A 13,269-nucleotide genomic window follows, 5' to 3' on the forward strand; every position below is an offset into this window, starting at 1 on the left:
AGTAGTGTGGTCGATTACCAACCCGTCACTTCACGTAGACCTTGGCCAATCTCTGCTAGAGATTTCACAGTTTTAACGCCAGCCGCTTCTAGTGCAGCAAATTTGTCTTCAGCAGTACCTTTACCACCAGAGATAATCGCACCAGCATGGCCCATACGCTTACCAGGAGGTGCAGTTACACCAGCAATGTAAGAAACCACTGGCTTCGTTACATTTTCTTTAATGTATGCTGCTGCTTCTTCTTCTGCAGTACCACCGATCTCACCGATCATAACGATCGCTTCTGTCTCAGGGTCTTCTTGGAACAGTTTTAGGATATCAATGAAGTTTGAACCCGGGATTGGGTCACCACCGATACCAACACAAGTAGACTGGCCGAAACCTTCGTCAGTGGTTTGTTTAACTGCTTCGTAAGTTAGAGTACCGCTACGAGATACAATACCTACTTTGCCTTTCTTGTGGATGTGACCAGGCATGATACCGATCTTACACTCATCAGGAGTGATAACGCCCGGACAGTTAGGACCAATCATGCGAACGCCAGTTTCTTCTAGCTTCACTTTTACGTCGATCATATCTGTAGTAGGGATACCTTCAGTAATCGTTACGATTAGCTCGATACCCGCGTCAATCGCTTCTAGGATTGCATCTTTACAGAAAGGTGCTGGTACGTAGATGACTGTCGCTGTTGCGCCAGTCGCTTCTACTGCTTCACGAACTGTGTTGAATACAGGAAGACCTAGGTGAGTTTGGCCACCTTTACCTGGAGACACACCGCCAACCATTTGCGTACCGTATGCGATAGCTTGCTCTGAGTGGAAAGTACCTTGACCACCAGTGAACCCCTGACAGATTACTTTAGTGTCTTTGTTAATTAATACAGACATTATTTAGCCTCCGCAGCAGCAACAACTTTCTGAGCAGCATCAGTTAGCGACTCAGCAGCAATGATATCAACATCAGAATTAGCAAGAACTTCGCGACCTAGGTCAGCGTTAGTGCCTTCAAGACGAACAACAACAGGTACGCTTACGCCTACCTCTTTAACCGCACCGATAATACCTTCTGCGATCATGTCACAACGTACAATACCACCGAAGATGTTAACAAGTACCGCTTTCACATTGTCATCAGATAGGATGATCTTGAATGCTTCAGCAACACGCTCTTTCGTCGCGCCGCCACCTACATCTAAGAAGTTAGCTGGTTTGCCGCCGTGTAGGTTTACGATATCCATCGTACCCATTGCTAGGCCTGCACCGTTAACCATACAGCCAACGTTACCGTCTAGTGCTACGTAGTTCAGCTCCCACTGAGCTGCGTGTGCTTCACGCTCATCTTCTTGTGAAGGATCGTGCATTTCACGAAGCTTAGGCTGACGATACAGTGCGTTTGAGTCGATGTTGATCTTACCGTCAAGACATAGCAAGTTGCCTTCACCAGTAATCACAAGTGGGTTGATCTCTAGCAGAGCAAGATCGTACTGAGAAAACATAGTGCCAAGACCCATAAAGATCTTAACGAATTGTTTGATTTGGTCGCCTTCAAGACCAAGTTTGAACGCTAGCTCACGACCTTGGTAAGCTTGTGGACCTACTAGTGGGTCAATTGCTGCTTTGTGGATGAGTTCCGGCGTTTCTTCCGCAACTTTTTCAATTTCCACACCACCTTCGGTAGAAGCCATGAAAACGATCTTACGGCTAGCACGGTCAACTACCGCACCTAGGTATAGTTCGTTCGCAATATTTGAAGCTTCTTCAACAAGGATTTTTGTTACTGGCTGACCGTTAGCGTCAGTTTGGTAAGTCACTAGGTTTTTACCTAACCACTTCTGTGCAAACTCTTTAACGCCTTCTTTTGTATCGTGTAGCTCTACGCCACCCGCTTTACCACGGCCACCAGCGTGAACCTGACATTTAACTACTTTCTTGGCTGTACTAATACGGCCTGCGGCTTCAAAAGCTTCTTGTGGTGTATCACACGCGTAGCCTTCTGGCACAGGCAAACCGAATTCTGCAAACAGCTGTTTGGCTTGGTATTCATGCAAATTCATTTCGATATTCCGTTTGTTTTTCCCTTAAGGGATTTATTATTTCCATAACGCTGCAGTCTTGGCTGCTTGTACGTCTGTAGGGTCTTCTCAAATCAATCCTTCATCATGAGTTCTCATACTGAAGGATTCAAATGAAGGCCAAACGTTGAGCTAGTCTAGCCATTGAAATTTTTAACGTCTAGCTACCTACGATAACTAGACGTTTTAGCGATATTAAACGTCTAATAGGAGACGTGCTGGGTCCTCTAGTAACTCTTTAATCGTTACTAGGAAGCCAACTGATTCACGACCATCAATTAGGCGGTGATCGTAAGATAACGCTAGGTACATCATCGGCAAGATTTCAACTTTGCCATCCACTGCCATCGGACGCTCTTGGATCTTATGCATACCAAGAATCGCTGATTGAGGTGGGTTGATGATTGGTGTAGACATTAGTGAACCGAACACACCACCGTTTGTGATAGTGAAGTTACCGCCCATTAGCTCGTCTACCGTTAGCTTGCCATCACGACCTTTAATAGCCAGCTCTTTGATGCCTTTTTCAACATCAGCGAAACCAAGCTTGTCACAGTCTTTTAGGACAGGTGTAACTAGACCACGTGGAGTTGATACCGCCATGCTAATGTCGAAGTAGTTGTGGTAAACAATGTCATCGCCATCAATCGAAGCATTTACTTCTGGGTAACGCTTAAGCGCTTCTGTTACTGCTTTCACGTAGAAAGACATGAAGCCCAAACGAATACCGTGACGCTCTTCGAACTGATCTTTGTACTGCTTACGAAGGTCCATGATTGGTTTCATGTTCACTTCGTTAAACGTCGTTAGCATTGCCGTGTTGTTCTTCGCTTCTAGCAGACGGTTAGCGACTGTCTTACGAAGGCGAGTCATTGGAACACGCTTCTGACTGCGAGCCGCTGTCGGCACGTCAACCACTGCTGGCGAGTCTTCTTTTGACGCAGATTTAGCGTTCGCAAGATGCGCTTCAATATCTTCACGCGTAATACGACCACCAACACCAGTGCCTTTCACTTGGCTTGCTTCTAAGCCATGTTCAGCCAACAAACGGCGCACTGCTGGGCTTAATGCGTCATTACTTTCTTCGCTAAGCGCAGCTTTGTGACGCTTATCAGGAGATGCTTCAGTACCTTCTGTTTTGTCTGCAGTTGGTTCACCTGCAACTGCGCCTGGCTTCAATTTAGCAATGATTTGTTTAGAAAGTACTGTCGCACCTTCTGCTTCAACAATAGCTTCTAAAACGCCAGCTTCCGGAGCTGGAACTTCTAGCACAACTTTGTCTGTTTCGATGTCAACCAAAACCTCGTCACGCTCTACTGCGTCGCCTGGTTGTTTGTGCCATGTCGCTACGGTTGCATCAGCAACTGATTCAGGTAAATCTGGAACCAGAATTTCAATTGTCATATCTGTTTCTTCCTTTAACTTCTAATTCTTAATTCGAAGTTTTTGAGTTCACGTTCAGAGCGTCTTCAACCAACGCTTTTTGTTGTTTCAAGTGCACCGACATGTAGCCAACTGCTGGCGAAGCAGAAGCTGGGCGACCTGCGTATTTAAGATTTGCACCTGCAGGAATAGCGGCACGGAAGTTATGTTGGCTACAGTACCAAGCACCTTGGTTCTGAGGTTCTTCCTGACACCACACGAAGTCTTCAACGTTAGTGTATTGAGCAATTGCTGCTTGTACTTCTTCCATTGGGAATGGGTAAAGCTGTTCAATACGCACGATAGCAACATCGTCTTGCTCGTTGTTACGGCGCTGCTCTAGTAGGTCAAAGTAAACCTTACCAGCACAGAACACGACACGTTTCACTTTGCTTGGTTCTAAATCATCTACTTCTGGAATTGCAGATTGGAATGTACCATCCGCCAAGTCTTCAATCGTTGAAGTACATAGAGGGTGGCGCAGCAAAGATTTCGGTGACATAACAATGAGAGGTCGACGCATTGGGCGTACAACCTGACGACGAATCATGTGGTACACCTGAGCCGGTGTTGAAGGAACCACAACCTGCATATTTTGCTCAGCACAAAGCTGAAGGTAACGCTCTAAACGTGCAGATGAGTGCTCAGGACCTTGACCTTCATAACCATGAGGTAGAAGCATAGTAAGACCGCACAAACGCGCCCACTTTTGCTCGCCTGACGAGATAAACTGGTCGATAACAACTTGTGCACCGTTGGCAAAATCACCAAACTGTGCTTCCCAGATAGTTAAACCACCTGGTTCGGCTGTTGCGTAACCGTATTCAAACGCCAACACAGCTTCTTCTGACAATACTGAGTCAAAGACTTGGAATGGCCCTTGGTTGTCATGAATATTCGCTAATGGAATGTAAGTGCTTGCATCGGTTTGGTTATGAAGAACCGAGTGACGGTGGAAGAAAGTACCACGACCCGAGTCCTGACCAGAAAGACGAATACGCTTGCCATCGTCAACCAATGTAGCATACGCCAATGTTTCAGCCATACCCCAGTCAATAGCTTTTTCACCGGTCATCATTGCTAGACGATCGTTGTATAGCTTATTAACACGGCTTTGCAGTTTATGGCTTTCTGGGTACTGACACAGACGATTGCCTAGCTCAATAAGGCGTGTCTTGTCGTATTTTGAATCCCACTCCATATCCCATTCGTGCCCTAAGTAAGGGGACCAGTCTACAGAGTGCAACGCCATTGGACGCCATTCTTTAACAACCACTTCACCGCGATCTAATGCATCGCGATACTCATTGACTAACTGAGTCGCTGTCTCGATATCTGATTCATTTTTATCGATCAGAACATCTGCATACAATTTGCGTGGTGTAGGATGCTTTTTGATTTTCTGGTACATCAAAGGCTGAGTCGCATTTGGCTCATCCGCCTCATTGTGACCGTGGCGACGGTAACATACAAGATCGATCACGACATCACGCTTGAACTCGTTACGGTAATCCAATGCAATGCGAGTAACAAAAGCAACTGCTTCTGGGTCATCTGCATTTACATGGAAAATTGGCGCCTGCACCATCTTCGCGATATCGGTACAGTACATCGTAGAACGCGTGTCACGAGGATTAGACGTCGTAAAGCCTACTTGGTTGTTGATGACGATGCGTACCGTACCACCAACTTGGAACCCACGAGCAAGAGACATATTGAACGTTTCGGCAACCACACCCTGACCAGCGATTGCTGAATCACCATGGATGGTGATAGGAAGCACTTTGCTACCTTGATTATCACCCAAGCGGTCTTGACGTGCTCGAACTGAGCCCATGACTACCGGGTTTACGATTTCTAGGTGCGACGGGTTAAATGCAAGTGCTAAGTGAACATCACCGCCTGGAGTCGCAAAATCAGCAGAGAAACCTTGGTGATATTTCACATCACCCGTACCCCAAGTTTCGTCGTGTTTACCTGCGAACTCATCAAACAGGTCTTGAGGTTTCTTACCAAGTACGTTCACCAGCATGTTCAAACGACCGCGGTGAGCCATACCGATAACCACTTCACGCATTCCACTTGTACCCGCATGACGGATCAACTCTTTCGTCATCGGAATCAGCGCATCACCACCTTCTAAAGAGAAACGTTTTGCACCTGGGAATTTCGCCCCGAGGTAACGCTCCAAACCTTCAGCGGCTGTTAGCTCTTCTAGGAATGTGCGCTTCTCATCTTTGTTGAATGATGGCTGGCCTACGACAGACTCAAGGCGTTGCTGAATCCAACGCTTTTGCTCTGTGTCAGTCATGTGCATGTATTCAGCACCGATGGAACCGCAATAAGTTTTGTTGAGGGCTTCATAGATATCTTTCAACTTCATGGTTTCTTGCCCAACAGCAAAAGAACCTACGTTGAAAGTTTCTTCGAAGTCATCTTCGGTAAGATTATGAAAAGCAGGGTCTAACTCCGCCACGGTTGGGCGTTGCCATAGACCTAGTGGGTCTAATTCTGCAGCTTCATGCCCGCGGAAACGGTATGCGTTGATTAGCTGTAGAACTTTTACTTGTTTTGCATCGACATCTGGGTCACTAACTTGGACATTGTAATGCTTTGTTTCTCTAGCGAGTCGTCGGAAGTAGTCACGGACACGTGAATGTGGTTGTTCTGCCACTTCTTCTGATGGCTTAGGCAAGCCTTCAAAAACACGTTTCCACTCCTCACTTACCAGATCGGGATCACTTAGATACAGTTCGTAGAGGTCCTCTACATACGTTGCATTGGCGCCAGCCAAGTGTGAAGACTCGAGCCATGCCTTCATCACGCCGTTGTGCATATTTTCCCTTAACCAGTAGTTTTCACGTTTGCTTCGGTCTTTGCCGAGCTATAAGAGCCGACTAAAAATACGGTCGGCAATTTTTGTATTCTTTACTCGAATATTACTGAAGCAGTGAAGCGGTCATATCGGGTGATCCGCAACACTGCGACATTCCTAAGAGCGAGTAAATTAAACCGAACGATTAACCAACATCGACTTAATGTGACCGATGGCTTTCGTCGGATTTAATCCCTTAGGACAAACACTTACACAATTCATGATGCCATGGCAACGAAAAACGCTAAATGCATCATCAAGATCAGACAAACGTTCATCTGTTGCCGTATCGCGGCTATCAATTAGCCAACGGTACGCTGCGAGAAGACCAGCTGGGCCGATGAATTTATCAGGGTTCCACCAGAATGATGGGCAAGACGTTGTACAACATGCACACATGATACATTCGTACAATCCATCTAAATGCGCACGGTCATCAGGCGATTGTAGATTCTCACGTGATGGTGGTAATGCACCATCATCAATCAAGAATGGTTTAACTTTCGCATAGTTATCATAGAACTGCGTCATGTCAACGATAAGATCGCGCACGACAGGTAACCCTGGTAGTGGACGAATAACTATCTTATCGCCTTGTAGAGCAGATAACGGTGTGATACACGCTAGGCCGTTTTTACCATTCATATTCAAACCATCAGAACCACATACCCCTTCACGGCATGAGCGACGGAACGCGATGCTTGGATCTTGCTCTTTTAGCAGAATCAATGCATCAAGCACCATCATGTCTGAGCCTTCGTCTACCTCAAGGGTATACTCTTTCATGTAAGGCTTAGTATCCACATCCGGATTGTAACGGTATAAAGAGAAGTTTAATTTCATAGTCGTATCCTCCCTTTAGTATGTACGTACTTTCGGCGGGAAAGCTTCACGATGCGTTGGCGTCATGTTCACATCACGCTTAGTCATCGCTTCTGTTTCCGGATTGTAGATAGAGTGGCATAGCCAGTTCTCATCATCACGCTCAGGGAAATCGAAACGAGCATGTGCGCCACGACTCTCTGTACGGTAGTTCGCTGCAACGGCAGTTGAAAACGCGGTTTCCATCAGGTTATCAAGTTCTAGACACTCGATACGCTGCGTGTTGAACTCTGAAGACTTGTCCGCTAGATGCGCGTCTTTCAAACGTTCGCGAATCACTTTCAACTCTTCTAGACCGGTTGCCATCGCATCGCCTTCACGGAATACCGAGAAGCTGTTTTGCATGCATGCTTGTAGGTCTTTACGAATCTGAACTGGATCTTCACCACCAGTGCTGTTTTCCCAACGCATAGTACGCGCTAGAGACGCTTCAATATCAGATTCTGTTGCAGGACGAGCTTCCGCTTGCGCTGCTAGCGTTTCGCCAAGGTGCAAGCCAGTAGCACGACCAAAGACGACCAAGTCTAGTAATGAGTTGCCGCCCAGACGGTTAGCACCGTGTACCGATACAGAAGCAATCTCACCACATGCGTAAAGGCCTTGTACTTCCATCTCGCTACCGTCGGCCTTCTGCTTAATTGCTTGGCCAGAGACTTGAGTAGGTACACCACCCATCATGTAGTGACAAGTTGGAATTACTGGAATTGGCTCTTTCACTGGGTCAACGTGTGCAAATGTACGAGACAGTTCACAGATACCTGGTAGACGTGATTCAAGTACTTCTTTACCAAGGTGATCAAGTTTCAACTTGATATGTGGCCCCCAAGGACCATCACAGCCGCGGCCTTCACGAATTTCAATCATCATTGAACGAGCAACCACGTCACGACCAGCAAGGTCTTTCGCGTTTGGTGCGTAGCGCTCCATGAAGCGTTCACCATCTTTATTTAGAAGGTAACCACCTTCACCACGACAACCTTCCGTCACTAGAACACCCGCGCCAGCAATACCTGTTGGGTGGAACTGCCACATTTCCATGTCTTGCATTGGAACGCCTGCGCGAAGTGCCATACCAACGCCATCACCCGTGTTGATGTGCGCGTTAGTGGTCGATGCGTAAATACGACCTGCACCACCTGTAGCTAGAATGGTTGCTTTTGATTTGAAGTAACAGATTTCACCCGTTTCCATACAAATCGCAGTACAACCCATGATTGCGCCGTCTTGGTTTTTCACAAGATCCAAAGCGTACCACTCCGAGAAGATGGTTGTTTTGTGTTTTACGTTTTGCTGGTAAAGCGTGTGAAGAAGTGCGTGACCAGTACGGTCTGCAGCAGCGGCTGTACGAGCAGCCTGCTCACCACCAAACTCTTTAGATTGACCACCGAATGGACGTTGGTAGATGGTACCGTTATCGAAACGAGAGAATGGAAGACCCATTTTTTCAAGCTCGATAACTGACTCAGGACCATTTTTACACATGTATTCAATCGCGTTCTGGTCACCGATGTAGTCGGAACCTTTAACGGTATCGTACATGTGCCATTGCCAATCGTCTTTGTGCGAGTTACCCAGAGCAACGGTAATGCCGCCCTGTGCAGACACAGTATGAGAACGTGTTGGAAATACTTTTGACAACAAAGCACATGATAGGCCTTGCTCTGAAATTTGTAGTGCAGCGCGCATACCTGCACCACCAGCGCCGATTACTACGGCATCAAACTCACGAACTGGAATAGACACTTACGCACCCCACAGAATAAATAGACCAGAGAAGACATAGCCGAATAGCACGGCAATAACACCAAGTTGTAGTGCGCCACGTAGTTTCGCGCACTTAATGTAATCAGTTAATACTTGCCACAAACCAACCCAAGCGTGAATCAGGATCGAGACAAGTGCCAACATGGTGAATACTTTAGTGAAGGTACCACCAAAGAATTGGGTCCAAGATGCGTAAGAGATATCTGAAAATGCACAGAAGCTAATCAGATAAATCGTGTATAGCGTCATAATGATTGCAGTTGCACGAATTAGTAGGAAATCGTGTACACCATTACGACCAAATGAAGATACGTATTTTACCATACCAAGATCCCCGCCAATAATGATAATACTGCTGTTGCACCAAACGCGACTTTAGCGCTCATCGTGCCTGAATCTAGTTCTTCAAAGTGACCTAGATCCATCAATAAGTGACGGATACCACCTGCGATGTGGTAGGCAAGTGCAGTAAGAATTCCCCACAGGATGAATTTTACGAAGAAGCTATCGACGATGTCAGCGGCTTCCATAAAACCCATTGGGGATGACAGAGAAATGGATAGTAACCACAGTAATATACCCACCGCAACAAACGTAATTACCCCAGACACACGGTGTAGGATGGATGCGATTGCTGTGATAGGAAAGTGGATGGTCTGTAAATCTAAATTAACAGGTCTTGACTTTCTTTCTTTCACGGGCTTGCTCACTCAGCTCCATTGAGCATTTATTGTTATAACCAATTTCAGCTTCCAAACGTACAAAAGTTAACATCTATTTAACAAATATCGCGAGTAACCACCCAGATAATTGTAAACAATTTGTTAACAGACGGAATCCAGCAACAAACCTCACTCTTTGTTTCTAGCCCCGAATTTATAAGGATTTAACTAAAATTTTCTTTGCCAATATACGGCGAGCAACATTCTAATACAATTGGTGTAACAAATTATGCTACATAGAACAGATTTTTAACGATTTTCATGAGAAAAATCATAACAAGTGCACACAAAGATGGAGAAAAATTGACTTTAAGCTTTAACAACAGTACAAAAATGGCACATAAACATCCTGGACGGATTAAATAATAAACAAAGGAGATTGTTATGGCGGATAAGAAAGCGACCCTTCATGTTGAAGGTCAAGCGCCAATCGAACTGCCAATTATGGACGGTACGCTAGGTACACCTGTAATTGACGTTCGTAAGCTGGGAGCCAATGGTTACTTTACTTTTGACCCAGGTTTTCTTGCCACTGCATCTTGTGAATCATCAATCACGTACATCGATGGCGGCAAAGGTATTCTTTTGCACCGCGGTTTCCCGATTGATCAATTAGCCAATAACGCAGATTACTTAGAAGTATGTTACATCCTTCTTTATGGTGAAGCCCCTACCCGAGAACAATACGAGCAATTCAAAACGACCGTTACTCGTCACACAATGGTACACGAGCAAATCGCAAGCTTTTTCCATGGCTTCCGACGCGATGCTCATCCAATGGCGGTAATGTGTGGTGTAGTTGGAGCACTTGCAGCCTTCTATCACGACTCTCTTGACATTAACAACGACGAACACCGCGAAATTGCAGCGTACCGTCTGCTGTCAAAAATGCCAACACTGGCGGCGATGTGTTACAAATACTCTATCGGTCAGCCATTTATTTACCCTCGTAACGACCTTAGCTACGCTGAGAACTTCTTGCATATGATGTTCGCAAACCCTTGCGAAGAATATGAAGTAAATCCTGTGGTTGCCCGTGCGATGGATAAGATTTTCACTCTACACGCGGATCACGAACAGAATGCGTCGACATCAACTGTACGCCTAGCTGGCTCTTCTGGTGCGAACCCATTTGCATGTATTGCCGCTGGTATTGCATCCCTTTGGGGGCCTGCTCACGGTGGTGCAAACGAAGCCTGCTTGAGAATGCTAGAAGAGATTGGCAGCGTCGATAACATCCCTGAATATGTAGACCGCGCGAAAGACAAAGATGACCCATTCCGCTTAATGGGCTTTGGTCACCGCGTTTACAAGAACTACGACCCACGTGCGACAGTAATGCGCGAAACGTGTCATGAAGTTCTCAAAGAGCTAAACATTCAAGACCCTCTGCTAGACGTTGCAATGGAACTTGAGCGCATTGCACTTTCTGATGAGTACTTCGTGTCTAAGAAGCTGTACCCGAACGTAGACTTCTACTCAGGTATCATTCTTAAAGCGATTGGTATTCCAGTTTCTATGTTTACGGTTATCTTCGCGATTTCTCGTACCATCGGCTGGATTGCTCACTGGAACGAAATGCACAGCGATCCACTGAACCGCATCGGTCGTCCTCGTCAGCTATACACTGGCGAAACACAACGTGAGTTTTCTCCACTTCACGAACGTGAATGATCTTTTAGTACGAAGATAGACAAACAAAAGGGTTGAGATTTTCGTCTCAACCCTTTTTTCTTTTTTGCGTTTAACGTTATTAATGGAGAACGCTAAACCGGATTATCAATATCGATAAACTCCACATGTAGGCCATATTCATCCGCTAGCCATTTGCCTAAGGCCTGAACACCATAACGCTCAGTAGCATGATGACCTGCAGCAAAGTAATGAATGTCCATTTCACGAGCAGTATAAGTGGTGCGCTCTGAAATTTCTCCAGAGATAAATGCATCCAGCCCGTGCTGTACAGCAAGTTCAATGAAATCCTGCCCTCCACCAGTACACCAGCCGACTGTCTCAATCATCTTATCAGTATTCTCTGGAGCGATATGCAGAGGCTCTCTTTCAAGAACTTGGTTGATCTTACTCGCAAATTCAACACCAGACATCGGCTTTTTCAAGCGCCCAAACATAGCAACTGACTGAGGGTGCCCTTCAAGCCCACCTTCTACTTCGATTTCAAGTAAGCGAGCTAATTCAGCGTTGTTGCCTAGCTCTGGATGAATATCTAGAGGAAGGTGATAACCATATAAGTTGATATCATTTTTGATCAGGCTACGAATTCGTTTACCTTTCATGCCACGAATTGGCTCAGGCTCACCTTTCCAAAAATAGCCATGATGAACAAGCAATGCGTCTGCATTAAGCTCAATCGCTTTATCGATTAAGGCTTGAGAGGCGGTTACGCCAGTGATAACACGCTTTACCGCTGATTTCCCTTCTACCTGTAACCCATTTGGTGCGTAATCTTTAATTAACTGCGGTGACAGTTTGTCATTAAGAATCTGTTCTAGCTTTAAGTTATTCATTATTACTTCCAATTTCTAGCGCATGTAAACCTAAATAACCTCTCGATGGAATCAGACGAAAGAGTGCAACCTAGTTGATACAGCAACGTTTTTGACATCTGGCACCTTGATATCATTTAGGTCTTTAAAGTGTATCTCGAACCCTAATATCGATGCTAGCCACCCTACCCTCAAAAGCAAATTTAGTTACAATAACAAAGCTTGTCGCCTCACCATAGATTTAGGGATACGGATGAACCAACTGCAACGCTTTTACCAATGGATCGCCACTTCACCTCCGCTTTTCAAGTTACGCCCTCCGTTTGCAACCTTAGAAGATGTCTCGGTCAAACCTTTGAATAGCTCAGAACAATACAATGGTAATCCGAGACTGGGTTTTTTATATCAGCACCTATGCACTGCGGCTCTTTCTAATTCAGGACGATATCAGATTATTGCCGAAGAAATTCAGTTAAACGACGCGGAAGGTAAGACCATTGGTGCTGTCGATTTGGTATTGAGGAATACAGAATCAAATCAGATAGAACATTGGGAAGTGGCGATTAAGTTTTATCTTCTTTACAACGGCATTTGGTATGGCCCGAATGCTCACGACCAGTTACATGCAAAATTGGATAGAATGCTCACGCATCAGCTGAAAATGAGCGATCGCCCGGAATTTCAAAAAATAATTCCTTTAAACGACTCTCCAGAAGAGCGCCTAATGATGCAAGGACGACTCTATATTAATCCGTTTACTCCAGAGCCAACTCCTAAGGAGTGCTTGGGTTATGAATTAAATCCAAGTCAGATTAGTGGTTACTGGTGCTATCAACGTCAATGGGATTTAATTGGTAAACCCCTTTATCATTTACATAAACCATGCTGGGCGACCGGTACAGATGATTTCTCTCAACCTATTGAAAAGCCTTTAGATCGATTCATACACGCACAAACGGAAGACGGTCAATTCTGGTTTGTGGTACCAGATTCATGGCCCGGAGATAAAGCGGTTCGGGGCACTTAAAC

At 45.6% G+C, this 13,269-nt stretch carries 11 protein-coding genes; 2 read left to right on the forward strand and 9 right to left on the reverse strand.

Features of this window, described 5'->3' with window-relative positions:
- Positions 1-14: 14 nt before the first annotated feature.
- The 8 genes from sucD to sdhC form a co-directional block, all read right to left on the reverse strand.
- Positions 15-887 carry a succinate--CoA ligase subunit alpha gene (gene sucD / locus R7190_RS17720; RefSeq protein ID WP_005382181.1) on the reverse strand — a complete coding sequence of 291 codons (873 nt, stop codon included), beginning with the start codon at positions 885-887 and terminating at the stop codon, positions 15-17.
- Positions 887-2,053, reverse strand: a complete 1,167-nt coding sequence (gene sucC / locus R7190_RS17725) for an ADP-forming succinate--CoA ligase subunit beta (RefSeq protein WP_005382179.1) — start codon at positions 2,051-2,053, stop codon at positions 887-889. Before sucC ends, sucD begins: the two co-directional genes overlap by 1 nt.
- 213 nt (positions 2,054-2,266) lie before the next feature.
- On the reverse strand, positions 2,267-3,475 hold the full coding sequence (gene odhB / locus R7190_RS17730) for a 2-oxoglutarate dehydrogenase complex dihydrolipoyllysine-residue succinyltransferase (RefSeq protein WP_186584422.1): 1,209 nt from the start codon (positions 3,473-3,475) through the stop codon (positions 2,267-2,269).
- 28 nt (positions 3,476-3,503) lie between these two features.
- Positions 3,504-6,329 (reverse strand): 2-oxoglutarate dehydrogenase E1 component, encoded by a 2,826-nt coding sequence (gene sucA / locus R7190_RS17735; protein WP_005382176.1) that lies wholly within the window; start codon positions 6,327-6,329, stop codon positions 3,504-3,506.
- Positions 6,330-6,500: 171 nt separating this feature from the next.
- Positions 6,501-7,211 (reverse strand): succinate dehydrogenase iron-sulfur subunit, encoded by a 711-nt coding sequence (locus tag R7190_RS17740; RefSeq protein ID WP_005382174.1) that lies wholly within the window; start codon positions 7,209-7,211, stop codon positions 6,501-6,503.
- Positions 7,212-7,226: 15 nt separating this feature from the next.
- Positions 7,227-8,993 (reverse strand): succinate dehydrogenase flavoprotein subunit, encoded by a 1,767-nt coding sequence (gene sdhA / locus R7190_RS17745; protein ID WP_005382172.1) that lies wholly within the window; start codon positions 8,991-8,993, stop codon positions 7,227-7,229.
- Positions 8,994-9,338, reverse strand: coding sequence for a succinate dehydrogenase, hydrophobic membrane anchor protein (sdhD, locus tag R7190_RS17750; RefSeq protein ID WP_186584423.1), 345 nt, complete (start codon positions 9,336-9,338; stop codon positions 8,994-8,996).
- On the reverse strand, positions 9,332-9,724 hold the full coding sequence (gene sdhC, locus R7190_RS17755; RefSeq protein ID WP_017634811.1) for a succinate dehydrogenase cytochrome b556 subunit: 393 nt from the start codon (positions 9,722-9,724) through the stop codon (positions 9,332-9,334). The genes sdhD and sdhC overlap by 7 nt, the downstream gene beginning before the upstream one ends.
- A 396-nt stretch (positions 9,725-10,120) precedes the next feature.
- On the opposite strand from sdhC, the gene R7190_RS17760 reads away from it, so the two are divergent.
- A complete protein-coding gene (locus R7190_RS17760; protein WP_005382163.1) occupies positions 10,121-11,410 on the forward strand; it encodes a citrate synthase in 1,290 nt (429 codons plus the stop codon).
- A 92-nt stretch (positions 11,411-11,502) separates the two neighbouring features.
- Here the strand turns inward: R7190_RS17760 and R7190_RS17765 are convergent, their stop codons facing one another.
- On the reverse strand, positions 11,503-12,261 hold the full coding sequence (locus tag R7190_RS17765; protein WP_005382162.1) for a Nif3-like dinuclear metal center hexameric protein: 759 nt from the start codon (positions 12,259-12,261) through the stop codon (positions 11,503-11,505).
- Between the two features lie 232 nt (positions 12,262-12,493).
- On the opposite strand from R7190_RS17765, the gene R7190_RS17770 reads away from it, so the two are divergent.
- Complete coding sequence (locus R7190_RS17770) at positions 12,494-13,267, forward strand: DUF1853 family protein (protein ID WP_186584424.1); 774 nt, start codon at positions 12,494-12,496, stop codon at positions 13,265-13,267.
- Positions 13,268-13,269: the final 2 nt, after the last annotated feature.

It is taken from the genome of Vibrio sp. 1078-1 (genome assembly GCF_033340475.1).